This is a genomic window from Hydrogenophaga sp. IBVHS2, from assembly GCF_002127215.1.
Lineage (GTDB): Bacteria > Pseudomonadota > Gammaproteobacteria > Burkholderiales > Burkholderiaceae_C > Hydrogenophaga.
On record NZ_NFUT01000001.1, the window covers coordinates 892,716 to 914,131 of the forward strand.

At 69.3% G+C, this 21,416-nt stretch carries 14 protein-coding genes; 8 read left to right on the forward strand and 6 right to left on the reverse strand.

The genetic code is table 11. The features are described from left to right. Positions 1-4: 4 nt before the first annotated feature. The 4 genes from CAP38_RS04365 to CAP38_RS04380 are packed head-to-tail and all read right to left on the reverse strand — an operon-like array spanning position 5 to position 4,125. Positions 5-1,162, reverse strand: coding sequence for a PilT/PilU family type 4a pilus ATPase (locus tag CAP38_RS04365; RefSeq protein WP_086119615.1), 1,158 nt, complete (start codon positions 1,160-1,162; stop codon positions 5-7). 46 nt (positions 1,163-1,208) lie between these two features. Beyond that, positions 1,209-2,033, reverse strand: a complete 825-nt coding sequence (dapD, locus tag CAP38_RS04370) for a 2,3,4,5-tetrahydropyridine-2,6-dicarboxylate N-succinyltransferase (protein WP_086119616.1) — start codon at positions 2,031-2,033, stop codon at positions 1,209-1,211. A gap of 35 nt (positions 2,034-2,068) precedes the next feature. Then, the gene (gene dapC / locus CAP38_RS04375) at positions 2,069-3,292 is read right to left on the reverse strand and encodes a succinyldiaminopimelate transaminase (RefSeq protein WP_086119617.1); all 1,224 of its coding nucleotides are present in this window, start codon (positions 3,290-3,292) and stop codon (positions 2,069-2,071) included. Positions 3,293-3,327: 35 nt separating this feature from the next. Then, positions 3,328-4,125, reverse strand: a complete 798-nt coding sequence (locus CAP38_RS04380) for an MHYT domain-containing protein (protein ID WP_086119618.1) — start codon at positions 4,123-4,125, stop codon at positions 3,328-3,330. A 224-nt stretch (positions 4,126-4,349) separates the two neighbouring features. On the opposite strand from CAP38_RS04380, the gene smc reads away from it, so the two are divergent. The 5 genes from smc (at position 4,350) to CAP38_RS04405 (ending at position 12,451) form a co-directional block, all read left to right on the forward strand. Beyond that, positions 4,350-7,868: a chromosome segregation protein SMC gene (gene smc, locus CAP38_RS04385; RefSeq protein WP_086119619.1), complete on the forward strand. Its 3,519-nt coding sequence runs from the start codon at positions 4,350-4,352 to the stop codon at positions 7,866-7,868. An 11-nt stretch (positions 7,869-7,879) separates the two neighbouring features. After that, positions 7,880-9,004, forward strand: a complete 1,125-nt coding sequence (locus CAP38_RS04390) for a cell division protein ZipA C-terminal FtsZ-binding domain-containing protein (protein WP_086119620.1) — start codon at positions 7,880-7,882, stop codon at positions 9,002-9,004. 4 nt (positions 9,005-9,008) lie between these two features. Further along, positions 9,009-11,135 (forward strand): NAD-dependent DNA ligase LigA, encoded by a 2,127-nt coding sequence (gene ligA / locus CAP38_RS04395; protein ID WP_086119621.1) that lies wholly within the window; start codon positions 9,009-9,011, stop codon positions 11,133-11,135. After that, on the forward strand, positions 11,132-11,671 hold the full coding sequence (gene def / locus CAP38_RS04400; RefSeq protein WP_086119622.1) for a peptide deformylase: 540 nt from the start codon (positions 11,132-11,134) through the stop codon (positions 11,669-11,671). The genes ligA and def overlap by 4 nt, the downstream gene beginning before the upstream one ends. Positions 11,672-11,917: 246 nt before the next feature. Further along, positions 11,918-12,451, forward strand: a complete 534-nt coding sequence (locus tag CAP38_RS04405) for a hypothetical protein (protein ID WP_143435749.1) — start codon at positions 11,918-11,920, stop codon at positions 12,449-12,451. Between the two features lie 44 nt (positions 12,452-12,495). Here the strand turns inward: CAP38_RS04405 and CAP38_RS04410 are convergent, their stop codons facing one another. Continuing rightward, positions 12,496-15,135, reverse strand: coding sequence for a [protein-PII] uridylyltransferase (locus tag CAP38_RS04410; RefSeq protein WP_086119624.1), 2,640 nt, complete (start codon positions 15,133-15,135; stop codon positions 12,496-12,498). 14 nt (positions 15,136-15,149) lie between these two features. Next, the gene (gene map / locus CAP38_RS04415) at positions 15,150-15,977 is read right to left on the reverse strand and encodes a type I methionyl aminopeptidase (protein WP_086119625.1); all 828 of its coding nucleotides are present in this window, start codon (positions 15,975-15,977) and stop codon (positions 15,150-15,152) included. 125 nt (positions 15,978-16,102) lie between these two features. On the opposite strand from map, the gene purL reads away from it, so the two are divergent. Genes purL through CAP38_RS04430 form a run of 3 tightly spaced genes read left to right on the forward strand, consistent with a single transcriptional unit; the run spans position 16,103 to position 21,415 of the window. Next, positions 16,103-20,110, forward strand: a complete 4,008-nt coding sequence (gene purL, locus CAP38_RS04420) for a phosphoribosylformylglycinamidine synthase (protein WP_086119626.1) — start codon at positions 16,103-16,105, stop codon at positions 20,108-20,110. Between the two features lie 18 nt (positions 20,111-20,128). Further along, a complete protein-coding gene (locus CAP38_RS04425; protein WP_086119627.1) occupies positions 20,129-21,049 on the forward strand; it encodes a DUF808 domain-containing protein in 921 nt (306 codons plus the stop codon). A 3-nt stretch (positions 21,050-21,052) separates the two neighbouring features. Next, positions 21,053-21,415, forward strand: a complete 363-nt coding sequence (locus tag CAP38_RS04430; RefSeq protein ID WP_086119628.1) for a hypothetical protein — start codon at positions 21,053-21,055, stop codon at positions 21,413-21,415. Position 21,416 lies beyond the last annotated feature (1 nt).

Below are 21,416 nucleotides of genomic sequence, written 5' to 3' on the forward strand. Positions count from 1 at the left end.
TCGGTCAGAACTTCACGTCGAGCGTGAATTCGGTGAAGGTGGCCTGGTCTTCATCCTCCTGCGTGTCCACATGCAGGTCGCCGGCCCGGCTGGCCTCGAAGTCGTTCTGCAGGCGCCACAGCAGGTTGTTGGGCGAATCGGCGTGCGAGAGGCCCTCGGCCCGGCTGACGATGCCCTCGTGGATGAGGCGGGCGATGTCCTGCTCGAAGGTCTGGGAGCCCTCCGCCAGCGACTTCTCCATGGCCTCGCGCACCCCACCGAAATCCCCCTTGTGCACCAGATCGGCCACCAGGGCGGTGTTGAGCATGACCTCCATGGCGGGCACCCGCGAACCGGTCTCGGTGCGCAGCAGACGCTGCGACACCACCGCGCGCAGCGCCGAGGAGAGGTCGCTGAGCAGGGTGGGGCGCACCTCGGCTGGGTAGAAGCTCAGGATCCGGTTGAGCGCGTGGTAGCTGTTGTTGGCATGCAGCGTGGCCAGGCAGAGGTGACCGGACTGGGCGTAGGCAATGGCGGCCGACATGGTGTCGCGGTCGCGGATCTCGCCGATGAGGATGACGTCAGGGGCCTGGCGCAGCGCGTTCTTGAGTGCCACCTGCAGCGAGGCGGTGTCCGAACCGATCTCGCGCTGGTTCACCACCGACTTCTTGTTGGCGTAGGTGTACTCGATCGGGTCCTCGATGGTGAGGATGTGGCCGGTCGCGTTCTCGTTGCGGTGGTCCAGCATGGCCGCCAGCGTGGTGCTCTTGCCGGCGCCGGTGGAGCCCACCATCAGGATCAGCCCCCGTTTTTCCATGACCAGGTCGGCCAGGATGGGCGAGACATTGATGTCGTTCAGACGCGGGATGTTGCTGGGCACGAAGCGGATCACCACCGAGTAGGTGGCCCGCTGGCGGAAGGCGCTGATGCGGAAGTTGCCCAGGCCATCGAGCGTGACGCCCATGTTGAGCTCGCCGGTCTCGACCAGCTCTTCCATGCGGGTGGGCGAGACGATCTCCGACAGGAGGTTGCGGGGCGCATCCAGCGGCAGCACCTGGCTGTTGATCGGGATGGTCTGGCCGTGGATCTTGATCATGGCCGGCGCATACGACGTGAGGTACACGTCGGATGCCTTCTTCTCGGCCATCAGGCGCAGGATGCGCTCCATCGTTCCACTGCTCATGACCGTCCTCTCGTTCTGTGCCAGGGCGTGTGTCGGTTGCTGCGGATCAGTCGCGCAGCAGGTCGTTCAGGCTGGTCTTGGCCCGGGTCTGGGCGTCGACCCGCTTGACGATGATGGCGGCGTACAGGCTGTACTTGCCACCGTCCTTGGGCAGGCTGCCGCTGATGACCACCGAGCCGGCCGGCACGCGGCCGTAGCTCACCTCGCCGGTGGCGCGGTCGTAGATGGGGGTGCTCTGGCCGATGTACACGCCCATGGAAATGACCGAGTTCTCCTCGACGATCACGCCTTCGACCACCTCGGAGCGGGCGCCGATGAAGCAGTTGTCCTCGATGATGGTCGGGTTGGCCTGCAGCGGCTCGAGCACGCCGCCCAGGCCGACGCCGCCGGAGAGGTGCACGTTCTTGCCGACCTGGGCACAGCTGCCCACGGTGGCCCAGGTGTCGACCATGGTGCCTTCGTCCACGTAGGCGCCGATGTTCACGTACGAGGGCATCAGGATGGCGCCTTTGGCGATGTAGCTGCCGCGACGGGCCACGGCCGGCGGCACCACGCGCACGCCGGTGGCCTTCATCTGTTCGGGATCGAGGTGGGCGAACTTGGTCTGTACCTTGTCGAAGAAGCCCAGATCGCCGGCGCGCATCACGGCGTTGTCCTTGAGGCGGAACGACAGCAGCACCGCCTTCTTGATCCACTGGTGGGTGGTCCACTGGCCCACCCCTTCGCGGGTGGCCACGCGCAGCCGGCCCTTGTTGAGTTCGGCGATCACATGCTCCACCGCATCCAGCACCTCTTTCGGGGCCGAGGCCGGGGACAGGGTGGCGCGCTGTTCCCAGGCGTTGTCGATGAGGGTCTGGAGCTGTTGGGTCATGGTGATTCCGGGGATTGAGGAAAAAGGAGGGCGCTTCAGGCGTGGCGCCGGGTGAATTCAACGATGCGGCGGGCCGCTTCCAGGCATTCGGCGGCTTCGGCCACCAGGGCCATGCGCACACGGCCGGTGCCCGGATTGAAGCCCAGCGCCGTGCGCGCCAGGTAGCTGCCGGGCAGCACCGTCACATTGTATTGAGCGAGCAGTTCGCGGGCGAAGGCCTCGTCCGCACACAGCCCGGGCACGGCTGTGGCCCAGCGCTCGGGCACGCCGGCCCACAGGTAGAACGACGCATCCGGCAGGGCCACGTCCAGCACCTCGGCCAGCAGGGGCGTGACCTGGGCGAACTTTTCGCGGTACTGACGGCGGTTGTCTTCCACGTGGGCCTCGTCGTTCCAGGCCGCCACGCTGGCGGCCTGCACCACCGGGCTCATGGCCCCGCCGTGGTAGGTGCGGTAGAGCAGGAAGGGCTTGATGAGGGCGGCATCGCCGGCCACGAAGCCGCTGCGCAGGCCCGGCACGTTGCTGCGCTTGGACAGGCTGGTGAAGGCGACCAGCCGGCGGAAGTCGGTGCGGCCCAGCCGGTGCGCGGCCTCCAGCCCGCCCAGGGGAGGCTCGTCGCGGAAGTAGATCTCGCTGTAGCACTCGTCCGACGCGATCACGAAGCCATGGCGGTCGCTGAGTGCGAACAGGCGCTCCCATTCCGACAGTGGCATGACCGCACCGGCCGGGTTGCCGGGCGAGCACACGTACACCAGCTGGGTCCGGGCCCAGGTGGCCTCGGGCACCCGGTCCCAGTCGGCCGCGAAGTTGCGTGCCGGATCGCTGGGCACATAGAACGGCTCGGCGCCGCTGAGGTAGGCCGCGCCCTCGTAGATCTGATAGAACGGGTTGGGGAAGACCACCGTGGCGCCTGCCTGCGTGGGGTCCACCACGGTCTGCGCGAATGCAAACAGCGCCTCGCGCGAGCCGTTGACCGGCAGCACCTGGGTGGCGGGGTCCAGCGTCACGCCGTAGCGGCGCTGCACCCAGGCGGCGCACGCCGCCCGCAGGGTCGGCTCGCCGGCGGTGGCCGGGTAGCTCGACAGCCCCTTGTCGAGCGCGCCGGCCAGGGCCTGCTTGAGGAAGTCGGGGGCCGGGTGGCGGGGTTCGCCGATGCCCAGGCTGATGGGACTGATGCCCGCCGGGGGAACGACACCGGCAAACAGGGCCCGCAGCCGCTCGAAGGGGTAGGGCTGCAGGCGGGACAACGTGGGATTCATGGGCCCGGATTATCGGGCCTCGGGCAAGACCCCGTTTAGCCGCGGCGTGCGGCGGCCGCGCGTGCGTTGAGTGCGCGGCTCATGGCACGCATCTGGCGGTGCCGCAGGTACTGGAAACCCTGGTCGAGGGACAGCATCACGGTCATGAGCACAGTGGTCACGATCACCAGCGACGGCAGGCGGAAGGAGCTGATGAAGTCATCGCCCTGCGGGATGGCCGATCGGGTGTCGGTGGTGCACACGAACTCGGCGGCCGCCATGCCGGTGTAGTGCATGGCGCACACCGCCACACCCATGGCCAGGGCAGCCAGCACGCGGCGGGACAGGGTCGGGGTGTTGAAGGCCAGCCACAGGGCCACGGTGGACGCCACCACGGCGATCAGCACCGACAGCGCCACCAGGGCCACGTCCCAGCTGATGAAGCCGTAGATCTTCAGGCCGAACATGCCCAGGTAGTGCATGACCACCACGCTCAGGCCCAGACCCGTGCCGGCCAGGACCAGGCGCGGCAGGCTGTCCGGGTTGTGGGCGGCGTATCGCACCGCCAGCGAGGCGGCCACCACGACCACCGCCAGCGACACGAAGGTCTCGGTCATGGCGTAGCTGCTGCCCACGTCCATCTGCAGGGCCAGCATGCCGATGAAGTGCATCGACCACACGCCGATGCCGCCCAGGGCCACGCCGACCGTGATCAGGTTGCTCAGGCTGATGCGCCCGTTGCGGGCCTTGACGCGGCTGGCGGCGGTCAGTGCCACAAAGGAGCCGATCACGGCGAACAGGAAGGACAGGGCGACGAGGCCGAGGTCGAATTGGGTGGTGACGGGGGTGTTCATGGTGAAACTTGCAGTATTTGGTTGAACTGTTTGGTTCAGGAAAAGACTGTTGATGCACCAATTATGTGACCACATGTAATGCGAAGGGGCCTCGTGCCCCGGAATACGGGGGTGACTGGACGGTTATTGGCCAGAAGGGTGCAATCCGTCACGCCAGCAGCATGACCGGCAGGCCCACCACCCGGCAGTTATGATTTCCGGCTGCCGTCCTTACCCCCGCTGCCGTGCGCCTCAATTCCATCAAGCTGTCCGGCTTCAAGTCGTTTGCCGAACCCACCAACTTCATGCTGCCCGGGCAGCTGGTCGGCGTCGTGGGCCCGAACGGTTGCGGCAAGTCCAACATCATGGACGCCGTGCGCTGGGTGCTCGGCGAGTCCAAGGCGTCGGAGCTGCGCGGCGAGTCCATGCAGGACGTCATCTTCAACGGCACCAACAACCGCAAGCCGGCCAGCCGGGCCAGCGTCGAGCTGGTGTTCGACAACAGCGACCACCGCGCCGGCGGCCAGTGGGGCCAGTTCGCCGAGATCGCGGTCAAGCGGGTCCTGACCCGCGACGGCAACAGCAGCTACTACATCAACAACCAGCCGGTGCGCCGGCGCGACGTGCAGGACGTGTTCCTGGGCACCGGCCTGGGCCCCAGGGCCTACGCCATCATCGGCCAGGGCACCATCAGCCGGATCATCGAGAGCAAGCCCGAGGAGCTGCGCCTGTTCCTGGAAGAAGCGGCCGGCGTGTCCAAGTACAAGGAACGTCGCCGCGAGACGGCCAACCGCCTGAACGACACGCGCGAGAACCTCACCCGGGTTGAAGACATCCTGCGGGAGCTCAACGCCAACCTCGAGAAGCTGGAGAAGCAGGCCGAGGTGGCAGCCCGCTACCACACGCTGCAGGACAGCGCCACGCTCAAGCAGCACCAGCTGTGGTTCCTCAAGCGCAGCGAGGCCGAGTCCGACCAGGCCCGCGTGCGCACCGACGCCGCCCAGGCCGCCACCGATCTGGAATCCCGCACGGCCGATCTGCGCCGCATCGAGTCCGAGCTGGAAACCATCCGCCAGGCGCACTACGCCGCGGGCGATCAGGTCAATCAGGCCCAGGGCAAGCTCTACGAGGCCAGCGCCGAGGTCGGCAAGCTCGAGGCCGAGATCCGCTTCGTGGTCGAAGGTCGCCAGCGTGTCGAGCAGCGGCTGCAACAGCTCAAGGAGCAGCTGGGCGCCTGGGGCACCCGCAGCGACGACGCACAGGCCGAGCTGGAGCAGATCGCCGAGCAGCTGGTGGCGGCCGAAGAACAGTCGATGGTGCTGGCCGCCCAGGGCGAAGACCAGTCGGGCGCCTTGCCGGCGCTGGAGGATGCCTTGCGCGCTGCCCAGGCCCGCGCCAACGAACAGCGGGCCAGCGTGGCCCAGGTGCAGCAGCAGATCCAGGTGCTGGCGGCCGAACAGCGCAGCATCGAGGAGCAGAGCCGGGGCCTGAACCAGCGCCGGGAGCGCCTGCTGGGCGACCGCAACGCACTGGCCGCACCCGACGAGGCACGCCTCAGCGGCCTGACCGCCCAGCACGAAGAAGCCCGCGAACTGGCCGAGATGGCTGCGGCCCGGTTGCAGGAACTGCAGGACAGCGTGCCGCAGCTCGATGACGAACGCCGCGCCGCGCAGCAGACCGTCAATACCGAATCGTCGAAACTGGCCGACCTGAGCGCCCGGCTGGAGGCCCTGCGGGCCCTGCAGGACAAGGTCCGCACCGACGGCAAGCTCAAGCCCTGGCTGGCCAAGCATGGCCTGGACACCCTGCAGGCGCTGTGGAGCCGCATCCACATCGAGACCGGCTGGGAAAACGCCCTGGAGGCGGCCCTGCGCGAGCGCCTGGCCGCACTCGAGGTGTCGCGGCTCGACATGGTGCGGGCCTTTGCCACCGATGCACCGCCGACGCGGCTGGCCTTCTACCACCCGCCCGCCGCGGCCGCGTCTGCCGCGGCGCCGGCAGGCTTCAAGCCCCTGGCGGCCCTGCTGCGGCTCAACGATGCCGGCCAGCAGGCCCTGCTGGCGGACTGGCTGCACGGCGCCTGGGTGGCCGACTCGCTGGAAGAGGCGCTGGCCCGCCGCAGCAAGCTGCAGCCCGGTCAGACCCTGTATGTGGCCAGCGGCCACGCGGTCACGGCCCACAGCGTGAGCTTCTACGCGCCCGACAACGAACAGGCCGGCCTGCTGGCCCGCGCGCAGGAAATCGAGAACCTGGACAAGGCGCTCAAGGCCCAGCAGCTCATCGCCGAGCAGGCCCGAGCCGCCCTGGTGCGGGCAGAAGCCGCCTACAGCGATGCCTCGCAGCGCCTGGTGGCGGCCCGCCGCGAGGCCGCCGAGACCCAGAACCGCGCCCACGAGCTGCAGGTCGAGACGCTGAGGCTGAGCCAGCTGGCCGAGCAGACCCGGTCCCGCAGCGAGCAGATCGGCCGCGACCTGGCCGAGGTCGACGCCGCGCTGGACGACCTGCAGGAGCGCCGGGTGACCGCCGAGGCGCGCTTCGAGGAACTGGACATGCAGCTGGCCGACAGCCAGGAGCGCCACGCCCAGCTCGACGACAAGGTGATCGAGGCCGAGCGGGCCTTGAACCAGGCCCGCGAGCAGCAGCGCTCGCTCGAACGCAGCGCCCAGGAAGCCGCTTTCGCCCTGCGCAGCCTGCAGGCCCGGCAGGCCGAGCTGCAACGCTCGCTGGAGACGGCGGCCAGCCAGGCCCGGTCGCTGGCCGACGAGGAGCAGCGCGCCCGCGACGAGCTCTCGCGGCTGACCGACGCTGCGGCCCAGGCCGGCCTGCAGAACGCGCTGCAGGCCAAACAGGAGCGCGAACAGGCGCTCTCCGCCCTGCGCAGCCAGTACGACGACCTCACGCTCAAGCTGCGTGCCAGCGACGAGCGTCGCCTGCAGCTCGAGCGCGAGCTGGAGCCGCTGCGCAACCGCATCACCGATTTCCAGCTCAAGGAACAGGCCGCCCGGCTCGGGGTGGAGCAGTACAGCCAGCTGCTGCAGGAAGCGCAGGCCGATCTGGCGGCTGTCGGGCAGAGCATCACCGAGGGCAATGTGCGCCTGGCCGGTCTGCAGGGCGAGATCGACCGCCTGCACCGCGAGATCCAGGCATTGGGCGCGGTCAACCTGGCGGCGCTGGACGAACTGACCGCCGCCCGCGAGCGCAAGACCTTCCTGGACGCGCAGTCGGCCGACCTGGTGGAGGCCATGACCACGCTCGAGGACGCCATCCGCAAGATCGACAACGAGACCCGCGACCTGCTGGGCAGCACCTTCGAGACCGTCAATGGCCATTTCGGCAAGATGTTCCCGGAGCTGTTCGGCGGCGGCAATGCCCGCCTGGTCATGACCGGCGAGGAGATCCTGGACGCCGGCGTGCAGGTGATGGCCCAGCCGCCGGGCAAGAAGAACCAGACCATCCACCTGCTGTCGGGCGGCGAGAAGGCGCTGACCGCGATCGCCCTGGTGTTCGCGATCTTCCAGCTCAACCCGGCCCCGTTCTGCCTGCTCGACGAGGTCGATGCCCCGCTGGACGATGCCAACACCGAACGTTATGCACGGCTGGTCACGGCCATGTCCGGCGATACCCAGTTCCTGTTCATCAGCCACAACAAGATCGCCATGGAGATGGCGCAGCAGCTCATCGGCGTGACCATGCAGGAACAAGGCGTCTCCCGCATCGTGGCGGTGGACATGGAGTCCGCCGCGGGCATGCTGCAGGCCAGCTGACACACACCCCCATGAGCAATCTTCAAATCGGACTGGCGATCATCGGAGGCCTGGTGCTGGCGGCCGTGGTCGCCTACAACGCCTGGATCACCCGCCAGAACGCGCCCCGGACCGCCCGCGAACGGCCGGCGCCCTTGCCCGTGGCCGATGCGGCCGATCCGGTGGCCGATGTCGGCGAACGCCTGGCCGATCCGCTGGCCGGGCGCATCGACCCGGTGCTCGACGCCGACCTGGCCGACACCGTGCCGGCGGCCCTGGCCGATGCCCTGCCGGATGCCGCTGCGCCGCTGCGCCGCGAACCGGTGGCAGCGGAGCGTCGCCCCGGGCTGGATGCGCTGATCGATGTCATTGCCCCCATCACGCCCGAGGCGGAGGTGTCGGGCGACGCGGTGCTGGCTGCCCTGCCGGCCACGCGCCGGGTCGGCAGCAAGCCGTTCGCGGTGGAGGGGCTGTCGGCCACCGGTGACTGGGAGCCACCCCGTCCCGGCCAACGCTACCGGCAGCTGCAGGCCGGTGTGCAGCTGGCCAACCGGGCCGGGGCGCTCAACGACATCGAGTTCTCCGAGTTCGTGGTCAAGACGCAGGCCTTTGCCGATGTGCTGTCGGCCGCCGTCGAGTTTCCCGACATGCGCGCCGAGGTGGCCCGCGCCCGCGAGCTCGACGCCTTCGCCGGTGACCACGATGCCCAGCTCGGCTTCACGCTGCGCGCGCGCCGGGCTGCCTGGAGTCCGGGTTATGTGGCCCAGAACGCTGCACGCCAGGGATTCGTGGCCGGCGCGTTGCCCGGTCGGATGGTGCTGGCCGGGAGCCAGGCCGGACAGGCCCCGGTGCTCAGCCTGACCTTCGACCCCCAGGCCGCCATGGCCGACGACCCCGAGCAGAGTGCCCTGCGCGAGGTGACCCTGTCGCTGGAAGTGACCCATGTGCCGCGCAGCGAACAGCCCTTCGTGCAGTTGCGCCAGGCGGCCAGGGCGCTGGCACAGGCCATGGACGGCGTGGTCACCGACGATGCCGGTCAGCCCCTGAGCGACGAGGCCATGGACCGCATCGGCGCCGACCTGGAGGCCCTGTACGACGCGCTGGACGCCCGCGACCTGTCGGCCGGCTCGCCCCAGGCCCGCCGCCTGTTCTCCTGACCCCATGACCACGCCCGACCTGTTTGCCGACGAACCTGCTGCCGGCGGTGGCAGCGCGCCGTCCGATCCCCAGGCCCGCCGCGCCGCCGAACTGCGGCAGCAACTGCACCACCATGCCTGGCGCTACTACACGCTGGACGATCCCGAGATCCCGGACGCCGAATACGACCGCCTGTTCCGCGAGCTGCAGGCCATCGAGGCCGAGCGCCCGGAGCTGCTCACGCCCGACTCACCGACCCAGCGCGTGGGCGGCGCCATCCTCAAGGAGCTGCTGCCGGTGCGGCATGCGGTGCCCATGCTCAGCATCCGCACCGAGACCGACACCGAAGCCAGCGGTGCCGAAGCCTTCGATGCCCGCGTGCGGCGCGAGCTGGAGCTGGGCGAGGGTGATCCGCCGGTGCGTTATGTGGCCGAGCTCAAGTTCGATGGTCTGGCCATGAGCCTGCGGTACGAGGATGGCGTGCTGGTGCGTGCCGCCACCCGGGGCGACGGCGAGACCGGCGAGGACGTCACCCACAACGTGCGCACCATCGGACAGATCCCGCTGCGGCTGCCGGCCGGCGTGCCGGCCGTGCTCGAGGTGCGCGGCGAGGTCTACATGGCCCGGGCCGATTTCGACGCCCTCAACGAACGCCAGCGCGAGAAGATCGCTGCCGGCGCCAAGGGCGAGAAGACCTTCGTCAACCCGCGCAATGCGGCGGCCGGTGCCGTGCGCCAGCTCGATTCCGCCATGGCGGCGCAGCGACCCCTGAGCTTCTTCGCCTATGGGTGGGGCGAGGTGAGCGACCCGGCCGCGCTGGGCAGCAGCCAGTTCGCCGTGCTCATGCAGCTCAAGGCCTGGGGTTTTCCGGTGGCGGTCCAGACCGCGCAGTGCCTGGGGGCCGCCGAGCTGGTGGCCTTCCACCGGCGCATCGGCGAGCAGCGCGATGCGCTGCCCTTCGACATCGACGGCGTGGTCTACAAGGTGGACGACCTGGCCCTGCAGCAGCGGCTGGGCTTCGTCACCCGCGAGCCGCGCTGGGCGGTGGCCCACAAGTACCCCGCCCAGGAGCAGGTGACCACCGTGCTGGCCATCGACGTGCAGGTGGGCCGCACCGGCAAGCTCACGCCGGTGGCCAAGCTGGCGCCGGTGTTCGTGGGCGGCGTGACGGTCACCAACGCCACACTGCACAACGAACTGGAGGCCCGCCGCAAGGACGTGCGGGTGGGCGACGCCGTGGTGGTGCGCCGCGCCGGCGACGTGATCCCCGAGGTGGTGTCGGTGCTGGTCGAACGCCGCCATGGCGAACCCGAGCCCTTCACCATGCCGGCCTGCTGTCCGGTGTGCGGGAGCGCGGCGGTGCGCGAGGAGGGCGAGGCCGACCACCGCTGCACCGGCGGCCTGTTCTGCGCCGCCCAGCGCAAGCAGGCCATCCTGCATTACGCGCAACGGCGGGCGGTGGACATCGAGGGCCTGGGCGACAAGCTGGTGGAGCAGCTGGTGGATGCCGGCCTCATCAACACCTTGCCCGATCTGTACAAGCTGGGCTTCACCGCGCTGGCCGCGCTGGAGCGCATGGCCGAGAAGTCGGCGCAGAACGTGCTCGATGCGCTGGAAAAGAGCAAGCAGACCACGCTGCCGCGCTTCCTGTTCGGCCTGGGCATCCGCCATGTGGGCGAGGCCACCGCCAAGGACCTCGCCCGGCACTTCGGCGGCATCGACCGCCTCATGGACGCCAGCGTGGACGAGCTGCTGCAGGTCAACGACGTGGGGCCGGTGGTGGCGCAGAGCATCCGCACCTTCTTCGACCAGCCGCACAACCGCGAGGTGGTGGAGCAGCTGCGCGCGGCCGGCGTGAGCTGGCCCGAAGGCGAGGGCGCGCAGAACACGCCGCAGCCGCTGCTGGGCAAGACCTTCGTGCTGACCGGTACCTTCCCCACGCTCAAGCGTGACGATGCCAAGGCCATGCTGGAGGCCGCCGGTGCCAAGGTGGCCGGTTCGGTCAGCAAGAAGACCGACTACGTGGTGGCCGGCGAAGACGCCGGCAGCAAGCTGGACAAGGCCCGCGAACTGGGCGTGGCGGTCATCGACGAGGCCGGCATGCTGGCCCTGTTGCAGTCCACCGAATCCACCCCGGGAGCCACGGCATGACCGTCCGCACCATCCTGAAAATGGGCGACCCGCGCCTGCTGCGGCATGCCCGGCCGGTCGAGCGCTTCGACACGCCCGAACTGCATGCCCTGGTGCAGGACCTGCTGGACACCATGGCCGATGCCAACGGCGCCGGTCTGGCCGCTCCGCAGATCGGCGTGGACCTGCAGGTGGTCATCTTTGGCTCGGATCAGCCCAATCCGCGTTACCCGGATGCGCCGCCGGTGCCCCGCACGGTACTGGTCAATCCGGTCATCACGCCGCTGTCGGACCAGGAAGAAGAAGGGTGGGAGGGTTGCCTGTCCGTGCCTGGCATGCGTGGCGTGGTGCCGCGCTGGCGGCGCATCCGCTACACCGGCTCCGACGCGCAGGGGCGCCGCATCGACCGGGTGGCCGAGGGATTTCATGCCCGGGTGGTGCAGCACGAATGCGACCACCTGTGGGGCACGCTGTACCCGATGCGCATCCGCGATTTCAGCCGGTTCGGGTTCACCGAGGTCCTGTTCCCGGGTCTGGACGACCGGGACGACGACTGACCCCGCCCCAGCACTGCTGCCGGACATCATGGGTTCGTGAGGATCTTCAGGCAAGGTGCCGGGACCAACCCGGACCTCAACCGCCTGGATACCACCTTGCAATCCGCATCCCGACCCGCCCGCTCCCCGGCATCGTCCGCCGCGTCCTTTCCTGCCTCCTGGACCGGCTTGGCCTTCTCGTCCGATTCCCGAACCCCGGCCCCCGAACCGGTGCTGATCCGGCAGGTCCGTTCTGCATCCCCCGGGATGCCGCCTGACGGGCACCACAGCCTGAGGCGCTGGCTCTCTGAAGTGCGCTTGCTGGATGCGCACGGGCAGGAGATCCAGGAACATCTGCTGGAGATGACCGCCAGCCGGCAGCTGCCCAACCAGATCGCGTACCTGAAGCAGCTGCCGGCACTCCATGGTGTTCGGGACCTGGGTCCGGCGGTCATCCGTCACAACCGGGAGCAGGTGGCACAGGAGGGGTGGCTGATGCACGAGGCTCGGCAGCTGCAGGCCGAATGGGAACGCCGCGTGGGCCGGCTGACGCCCAAGGTCCTGCTGCAGCAGGCCCGAACCGAGTGGGATGAGCTGGCGCACGACGCCCAGGCCGACGATGCCGAGCGCCTGAACCGGGGTGAGGACGTCGTCGGCTGTCTGGTCGAACTGGTCGATGCACTCCACCACGATCAGCCGGTGCCCGACGTCTGCTCGTGGGTGGTGAGCCGGGTCCATGACCTTGATCAGGAACGCAGGCGTCTGTCGTTCGATGACCCGCCGTTGTCACCCCGCACCTGATGCTGAGCGGCACACCCTTGGCCACCGCCGTGGCCTGCGGAGCATCAACCCGCCAGTGCTTCCAGCAGCTCGGTCTCGATCTCGATCTGGCGCTTGTTGACCTGCAGCGGCGCTCCGCTGATGAGGAAGGTGTCTTCCACCCGCTCGCCCAGGGTGGTGATCTTGGCCAGCTGCACGCTGATGTCGTGCCGGGCCAGCACCCGGGTGATGCCGTAGAGCAGGCCGGCGCGGTCGCTGGCCGAGATGGACAGCAGCCAGCGCTGGGCCTTTTCGTCCGGCCGCAGGTCCACGCGCGGTGTGACCGGAAAGTTCTTCACCCGGCGCGACAGGCGCCCCAGCGTGGGCGGCGGCAGCGGACCGCGTTCGTCGATCACCTGGGCGAGCCGGTTTTCCACCATGGCGGTCAGCTCCCGGTAGTGGTCGGCCAGTTCGGGCACAACCACCTGGAAGGTGTCCAGGGCGTGGCCGGTCTGGGTGGTGTGCACCCGGGCATCCAGGATGCTGAAGTGCGCCATGTCGAAATAGCCGCAGATCCGGGCGAACAGGTCGGGCTGGTCGGGGGCGTACACCAGCACCTGCAGGCCCTCGCCCTCGGGCGAGAGCCGCGCCCGCACGATGCTGCGCTGGCGGGCCTCGTCGGTCTGACGCTCCGGCCGGGCCAGTTCGCGGGTCAGCATGCGCGTGTGCCAGGCGATGTCGTCGGCCTCGTGGCGCATGAAGTAGCTCACCTCCAGCGTGTCCCACAGGCTCTTGTGGGCGTTGTGGGGCAGGGCGTGCAGGGCCAGCATCTGCAGGGCCTCGCGCTTGCGGCCTTCCACCTCGGCGCCGGCATCGGGCGCGCGGCCGCCCAGGGCCCTCAGCGTGTAGCGGTACAGGTCTTCCAGCAGCTTGCCCTTCCAGGCGTTCCACACCTTGGGACTGGTGCCCCGGATGTCGGCCACCGTGAGCAGGTACAGGGCGGTGAGGTAGCGCTCGTTGCCCACGCGGCGCGCGAAGGCATTGATCACGTCCGGGTCGCTCAGGTCTTCCTTCTGGGCCAGCCGGCTCATGGTGAGGTGCTCGTTCACCAGGAACTCGATCAGCCGGGCATCCTCGCGCTCGATGCCGTGCTGGCGGCAGAAGGTGCGCACGTCCTTGGCACCCAGCTCGGAATGGTCGCCACCCCGACCCTTGGCGATGTCGTGGAACAGCGCGGCGGCGTACAGGATCCAGGGTTTGTCCCAGCCGGCGGCCAGCTGCGAGCAGAACGGGTATTCGTGCGAGTGCTCGGCAATGAAGAAGCGCCGCACGTTGCGCAGCACCATCAGGATGTGCTGGTCCACCGTGTACACATGGAACAGGTCGTGCTGCATCTGCCCGACGATGTTCCGGAACACCCAGAGGTAGCGGCCCAGCACCGAGGTCTGGTTCATCAGCCGCATGGCATGGGTGATGCCCTGCGGCTCCTGCAGGATGCGGCGGAACTGCTCGCGGTTGACCGGGTCGGCCCGGAACTTGCCGTTCATGACCGACCGGGCGTTGTACAGCGCGCGCAGCGTGCGGGCCGACAGGCCCTTCACGCCCACCGTGGTCTGGTAGATGTGGAAGGTCTCCAGGATGGCGTGCGGCTGCTGCAGGTAGAGGTGGTCGCTGGCCACCTCCAGCATGCCGCCCTTCTCGAAGAAGCGGTCGTTGATCGGGCGCAGCCGCTGCACGCCGGTGTCGCTGCTGGCCAGTCGCTCCTCGATGTTGAGCAGCAGGATCTGGTTGAGCTGGGTCACGGCCTTGGCGGCCCAGTAGTAGCGCTTCATGAGCGCCTCGCTGGCCCGGCGCAGGCTGCGTGGACGGACCTCGCCCGGCGGCGGGGTCTGGTTGCTGTAGCCGAACGATTCGGCAACCGTGGTCTGCAGGTCGAACACCAGCCGGTCTTCCCGGCGGCGGGCCAGCAGGTGCAGCCGGGCGCGGATGAGGCCGAGCAAGGCCTCGTTGGCCTTGATCTGGCGCGCCTCCAGCGGTGTGGCCAGGCCCTTGCGCGCCAGTTCGTCCCAGCTGCGGCCCAGACCGGCCGCCTTGGCCACCCACAGGATGATCTGCAGGTCACGCAGGCCGCCGGGCGATTCCTTGCAGTTGGGCTCCAGCGAATAGGGCGTGTTCTCGAACTTGTGGTGGCGCTGGCGCATTTCCAGCGTCTTGGCCACGAAGAAGGCCTTGGGATCCATGGCCTCGCCCAGGCGCTGCACCAGGGTGCGAAAGGCCTTCCGGCTGCCGGCGATCGGCCGGCATTCGAGCAGCGAGGTCTGGACCGTCACGTCCTTGCCGGCCTCGGCGATGCAGTCGTCCAGGGTCCGCACGCTCGACCCGATCTCCAGACCCACATCCCAGCAGGAGCCGATGAAGGCTTCCAGCCGGGCCTTCAGGGCCGGGTCCTGTTCGGGCTGGCAGCCCTCGGGGAGCAGCACCAGCACATCGATGTCGGAGTAGGGGAACAGCTCGCCCCGGCCGTAGCCGCCCACGGCGACCAGGGCGGTGTCGACCGAGAACCCCGCGTGCTCCCAGAGCTGGGTGAGGGTGCGGTCGGTCAGGTCGGCCAGCTGGCGCAGTGCCCGGCGCACCCCCCGGGTGGACGAGCCCTGCACGCCCAGCTGGGCAAACAGGGCGGCCTTGTCGTCACGGTAGCGCTGCCGCAGCTCCGCCAGCGGTGCCATGGGCGGGGCTCCGGTCAGGCGGCCGCCGCAGCGGCTTCGCCGACGAAGGCAGGCGCAGCCGGGCTGCCGGCGGACAGGGTCAGCACCTCGTAGCCGGTGGGGGTGACTAGCACCGTGTGTTCCCACTGGGCCGACAGCGAACGGTCGCGGGTGACGATGGTCCAGCCGTCACCGGCCTCCTTGATGTCGCGCTTGCCGGCATTGATCATGGGCTCGATGGTGAAGGTCATGCCCGGCTTGAGCTCTTCCATGGTGCCCGGTCGGCCGTAGTGCAGCACCTGGGGCTCTTCATGGAAGCGCTGGCCGATGCCGTGGCCGCAGAACTCGCGCACCACCGAGAAGCCGTTGGATTCGGCATAGGTCTGGATGGCGTGGCCGATGTCGCCCAGCCGGATGCCGGGGCGCACCAGCACGATGCCCTTCCACATGGCTTCGAAGGTCACCTGGCACAGGCGGCGGGCCTGCACGCTGGCGGCGGCCTCACCCCCCACCAGGTACATGCGGCTGTTGTCGCCGAACCAGCCGTCCTTGATGACGGTCACGTCGACGTTGAGGATGTCCCCCTTCTTCAGCGGTTTGTCGTTCGGGATGCCGTGGCACACCACATGGTTGATGGAGGTGCACAGGTGGCCGGGGTAGGGCGGGTAGCCCGGCGGCTGGTAACCGATGGTGGCCGAGACCGTGCCCTGCTGCTTCATGTACTCGGCGGCCAGCCGGTCGATCTCCAGGGTGGTGACACCCGGCTGGATCAGCGGGGTGAGGTAGTCCAGAACCTCGGAGGCCAGCCGGCAGGCGGTGCGCATGCCGGCGACGCCGGCCTCGTCTTTGATGGTGATGCTCATGGGGCCGGATTATCCCACCGGCACCCGTATTTGCAGGCGCTGCAGCGGGTGGCCCGGAGGGTGCGACGGGTAAAATCCCGGGTTTTCCGCCCACCCGGTGGGTCAACGCACCTCAGGCTCCCAACGTGTCCCTGCACCTGCGCTTTTTTGACGGCGGCAATGCCGTCAGCGACTTCAAAGTCCAGCAACTCCTGCCCCGTCTGCAGGCCGTCTCCGACAAGATCACCCACCTCAGTGCCCGCTTCGTGCACCTGGCCAGCTTCGACGCCGAGCCGGATGCCGCCCTGGAGCAGCGCCTGGCCGAGCTGCTGACCTACGGCGAGCCGGTCACCGAGGCCCACCAGGCCCTGGCCGCGCAGGATGCCCCGGCGCTTCTGGTGATGCCACGCCTGGGCACGGTGTCGCCCTGGGCTTCCAAGGCCACCGACATCGCCCGCAACTGCGGCCTGGTGCTGCACCGGGTGGAGCGGCTGGTGGAGTTCCGCATCGGCCTGAAAAGCGGCCTGCTGGGCAAGGCCAGCCTCAAGCCGGAGCAGCTGCAGGCGGTGGCCGCCGTGCTGCACGACCGCATGACCGAGACCGTGGTGCTGCAGCGCGATCAGGCCCGTGCCCTGTTCACCGAACTCCAGGCGGCCCCCATGGAGCATGTGGACGTGCTGGGCGGCGGGCGCGCCGCACTGGTGCAGGCCAACACCGCCTGGGGCCTGGCCCTGGCCGAAGACGAGATCGACTACCTGGTGACGGCTTTCCAGGGCCTGGGCCGCAACCCGACCGACGTCGAGCTCATGATGTTCGCGCAAGCCAACTCCGAGCACTGCCGCCACAAGATCTTCAACGCCCAGTTCACCATCGACGGCACGCCGCAGGACAAGAGCCTGTTCGGCATGATCCGCCACACCCACCAGACCAGCCCGCAGCACACGGTGGTGGCCTATTCGGACAACGCCTCGGTCATGGAAGGCCACCCGGTGCAGCGCCTGGTGGCCCGGTTCGATGGCCAGCAGCTGCCGCGCTACCAGCTGGAGGCGGCCACCCACCATGTGCTGATGAAGGTGGAGACCCACAACCACCCGACCGCCATCTCGCCCTTTCCGGGCGCGTCCACCGGCGCTGGCGGCGAGATCCGCGACGAAGGCGCCACCGGCCGGGGCTCGCGCCCCAAGGCCGGCCTGACCGGTTTCACGGTGAGCCGCCTGTGGGGCGGCCTGAGCGACCAGCCCGGCGGCAAGCCGGAACACATTGCCAGCCCGCTGCAGATCATGACCGAGGGTCCGCTGGGCGGCGCCGCCTTCAACAACGAATTCGGCCGGCCCAACCTGCTGGGCTACTTCCGCGAGTACGAGCAGCAGGTCGACGGCGTGCAGCGCGGCTACCACAAGCCCATCATGATCGCCGGGGGTCTGGGCAGCATCGACGCCACCCAGACCCGCAAGATCGAATTCCCGGCCGGCACCCTGCTGGTGCAGCTCGGCGGTCCCGGCATGAAGATCGGCATGGGCGGCGGTGCGGCCAGCTCCATGGCCACCGGCACCAACGCGGCCGACCTGGACTTCGACTCGGTGCAGCGCGGCAACCCCGAGATCGAGCGCCGGGCGCAGGAGGTCATCAACCACTGCTGGCAGCAGGGCGAGCGCAACCCCATCCTGGCCATCCACGACGTGGGTGCCGGCGGCCTGTCGAATGCCTTCCCCGAGATCACCAACGACGCCGGGCGCGGAGCCCGCTTCGACCTGCGCGCGGTGCCGCTGGAGGAAAGCGGTCTGGCACCGAAGGAAATCTGGTGCAACGAGAGCCAGGAGCGCTATGTGCTGGCCATCGCACCGGAGTCGCTGGAGACCTTCCGCGCCTTCTGCGAGCGCGAGCGCTGCCCGTTCGCGGTGGTGGGTGTGGCCACCGAGGAACGCGAACTGAAGCTGGTGGACGAGGGCGCCGAGAGTCCCGTCGACATGCCCATGGCCGTGCTGCTGGGCAAGCCGCCGAAGATGCACCGCGATGTGAAGACCGTGGTCCGCCAGTCGCCGCCGCTGGACCTGACCGACATCGACCTGCAGAAGGCCGTCATCGACGTGCTGAGCCACCCGACCGTGGCCTCCAAACGTTTCCTGGTGACCATCGGCGACCGCACCGTGGGTGGCCTGAGCCACCGCGACCAGATGGTCGGCCCCTGGCAGGTGCCGGTGGCCGACTGCGCCGTGACCCTGGCCGACCACACCGGTTTTGCCGGCGAGGCCATGAGCATGGGGGAGCGCACCCCGCTGGCCGCCACCAGCCCGGCCGCCAGCGGCCGCATGGCGGTGGCCGAGGCCATCACCAACCTGCTGGCTGCGCCCATCGAACTGCCGCGCGTCAAGCTCTCGGCCAACTGGATGGCGGCCTGCGGCGAACCGGGCGAAGACGCCGCGCTGTACGAGACCGTCAAGGCCGTGGGCATGGAACTGTGCCCGGCGCTCGGCGTGTCCATCCCGGTGGGCAAGGACAGCCTGTCCATGCGCACCCAGTGGCAGGCCGACGGCCAGACCCGCAAGGTGACTGCACCGGTCAGCCTGATCGTCAGCGCCTTCGCCAGCCTGCCCGACGTGCGCGGCACCCTCACGCCCCAGCTGGACCGCGACACCGAGGACACCACCCTGGTGCTGGTCGACCTGGGCAAGGGCCGCCACCGCATGGGCGGCAGCATCCTGGCCCAGACCCTGAGCCATCCCGGCGGCGAGGTGCCCGACCTGGACAGCCCGCAGGACCTGATCGCGCTGGTGGATGCCGTCAACACCCTGCGTTCGCAGGGCCGTGTGCTGGCCTACCACGACCGCAGCGACGGCGGTCTGTTGGCCGCGGTGGCCGAAATGGCCTTCGCCGGCCAGGTGGGCGTGGCCCTGAATGTGGACCTGCTGGTCACCGAAGGCGACGGCATCAGCGACAGCCGCGCCGAAGTGGGTGATGCCAAGAACTGGAGCAAGCAGGTCAGCGCCCGCCGCGAGGAGCTGACCCTGCGCGCCCTGTTCAACGAGGAACTGGGCGTGGTGCTGCAGGTGCGCACCGCCGAACGCAACGAGGTCATGCAGGTGCTGCGTGAGCACGGTCTGTCGAAGTTCAGCCACTTCATCGGCAAGACCCGCCCGGCCAGCTCGCCGATGGACGCCGGCAAGGGCGAACTGCAGATCTGGCGCGACACCAAGGCGGTGTTCAGTGCCCGCATCAGCGACCTGCAGCAGGTCTGGGACAGCGTGAGCTGGAAGATCAACCAGCAGCGCGACAACCCGGCCTGCGCCGACGCCGAACACGCCGCCGCCGGTGACCCGACCGACCCCGGCCTGCACAGCCACCTCAGCTTCGACCCGGCCGAGGACGTGGCCGCGCCGTTCCTGAACCGGGCGCGTCCGCGCGTGGCCATCCTGCGGGAGCAGGGCGTCAACTCCCATGTGGAGATGGCCCATGCCTTCACCCTGGCCGGCTTCGACGCCTTCGACGTGCACATGACCGACCTGCAGTCCGGCCGCGCGAAGCTGGCCGACTTCCAGGGCGTGGTGGCCTGCGGCGGCTTCAGCTACGGCGACACGCTGGGCGCCGGCATCGGTTGGGCCCGCTCCATCACCTTCAATGCGGCGCTGGCCGACCAGTTCAAGGCCTTCTTCGCCCGCACCGACACCTTCGGCCTGGGCGTGTGCAACGGCTGCCAGATGTTTGCCGAACTGGCCGACATCATTCCCGGCGCACAGGCCTGGCCGCGCTTCACCACCAACCAGAGCGAGCGTTTCGAGGCGCGCCTGTCGCTGGTGGCGGTGCTCGATTCGCCCAGCCTGTTCCTGCAGGGCATGGCCGGCACCCGCCTGCCGATCGCGGTGGCGCATGGCGAGGGCTATGCCAACTTCCGCCACCGGGGCAACGCCGCCGAGGTGATCGGCGCCATGCGCTTCGTGGACCACACCGGGGCGGCCACCGAGCGCTACCCCTTCAACCCCAACGGCAGCCCGGGCGGCCTGACCGCCGTGACCACGGCCGACGGCCGCTTCACGGCCATGATGCCGCACCCCGAGCGGGTGTTCCGCAACATCCAGATGAGCTGGACCGACCAGGACCCGTCGGCCTACAGCGGCTGGATGCGCCTGTGGCGCAACGCCCGCCGCTGGGTGGGTTGACCCTCACACGGAGACACCATGGCCGGAACCAGTCTGCTCGCCCTGATCGACGACATCGCCACCTTGCTGGACGATGTCTCGGTCATGACCAAGGTGGCGGCCAAGAAGACCGCCGGCGTGCTGGGCGACGACCTGGCGCTCAATGCCCAGCAGGTCACCGGCGTCCACGCCGACCGTGAACTGCCGGTGGTCTGGGCGGTGGCCAAGGGCTCGGCGGTGAACAAGATGATCCTGGTGCCGGCGGCGCTGCTCATCAGCGCGTTCCTGCCGTGGCTCATCACGCCGCTGCTCATGCTGGGCGGCCTGTTCCTGTGCTTCGAGGGCGCCGAGAAGCTGCTGCACAAGTTCTTTGCCGGGTCATCGGACGCTGACGCGAAGCACCGCGCCGAACTGATTCAGGCCGTGCAGGACGAAAAGGTCGATCTGGTGGCCTTCGAGAAGGACAAGATCAAGGGCGCGGTGCGCACCGACTTCATCCTGTCGGCGGAAATCATCGTCATCTCCCTGGGCGCCGTGGCCACGGCCGGCATGGCCCAGCGGTTGGGCGTGCTGGTGGCCATCTCGGTGCTGATGACCGTGGGCGTGTACGGCCTGGTGGCCGGCATCGTCAAGCTCGACGACCTGGGCCTGTACCTGCACCGGCAGGCAGCGGCCTGGCAGCAGGCGCTGGGGCGGGGCATCCTGGCCTTCGCCCCCTGGCTCATGAAGGCCCTGTCGGTGCTGGGCACGGCCGCCATGTTCCTGGTGGGCGGCGGCATCCTGGTGCACGGCGTGCCGGCCGTGGGCCATGCCATCGAGGCCTTGGCGGCGGGGCTGGGTGCCTGGGGCGGCCTCCTGTCCAGCCTGGCCGGTGGCCTGGTGGGCCTGGCCTGCGGCGCAGTGGTGGCCGGCGTGGTGTCGATGGTGGCCCGCCTGCGCAAGCCCGCGGCTGGCGCCTGATCCATGGCGCAGCGGCCAACGGCACCGTCCGAGCACTGGCTGCGGGACGTCGGCACCGACTCGGTGGCGGTGCTCGACATTCCGGGGCTGGTGGAGCGGGCCCGGGTCTTCGATGTGGACATCACCCTGCTGGTGGACGCGCCCGCCACGCCGGGCGGTGCCTGGCACGAGCTGTCGGTGGAGTTCGACGGCCAGCGCCAGTGGTCGCGCCGCATCGACACCCGCAACCCGGGACAGACCGACGGCCTGGAGTACCACCAGCAGGTGCGCCTGGCCCCGGAGCAGGCGCTTCGGGTCAGGGCGCAGGCCCGCGTGCACGGTGCCCGGATTCGCCAGCTGCTGATCGAGGCCCGGGAAGACCGCTGAC

Excerpts from the sequence above, each read along its gene's own strand:
- CAP38_RS04365 (WP_086119615.1), bottom strand. The coding sequence starts at position 1,162 with ATGAGCAGTGGAACGATGGAGCGCATCCTGCGCCTGATGGCCGAGAAG.
- dapD (WP_086119616.1), bottom strand. The coding sequence starts at position 2,033 with ATGACCCAACAGCTCCAGACCCTCATCGACAACGCCTGGGAACAGCGC.
- dapC (WP_086119617.1), bottom strand. The coding sequence starts at position 3,292 with ATGAATCCCACGTTGTCCCGCCTGCAGCCCTACCCCTTCGAGCGGCTG.
- CAP38_RS04380 (WP_086119618.1), bottom strand. The coding sequence starts at position 4,125 with ATGAACACCCCCGTCACCACCCAATTCGACCTCGGCCTCGTCGCCCTG.
- CAP38_RS04390 (WP_086119620.1), top strand. The coding sequence starts at position 7,880 with ATGAGCAATCTTCAAATCGGACTGGCGATCATCGGAGGCCTGGTGCTG.
- ligA (WP_086119621.1), top strand. The coding sequence starts at position 9,009 with ATGACCACGCCCGACCTGTTTGCCGACGAACCTGCTGCCGGCGGTGGC.
- def (WP_086119622.1), top strand. The coding sequence starts at position 11,132 with ATGACCGTCCGCACCATCCTGAAAATGGGCGACCCGCGCCTGCTGCGG.
- CAP38_RS04405 (WP_143435749.1), top strand. The coding sequence starts at position 11,918 with ATGCCGCCTGACGGGCACCACAGCCTGAGGCGCTGGCTCTCTGAAGTG.
- CAP38_RS04410 (WP_086119624.1), bottom strand. The coding sequence starts at position 15,135 with ATGGCACCGCTGGCGGAGCTGCGGCAGCGCTACCGTGACGACAAGGCC.
- map (WP_086119625.1), bottom strand. The coding sequence starts at position 15,977 with ATGAGCATCACCATCAAAGACGAGGCCGGCGTCGCCGGCATGCGCACC.
- CAP38_RS04425 (WP_086119627.1), top strand. The coding sequence starts at position 20,129 with ATGGCCGGAACCAGTCTGCTCGCCCTGATCGACGACATCGCCACCTTG.
- CAP38_RS04430 (WP_086119628.1), top strand. The coding sequence starts at position 21,053 with ATGGCGCAGCGGCCAACGGCACCGTCCGAGCACTGGCTGCGGGACGTC.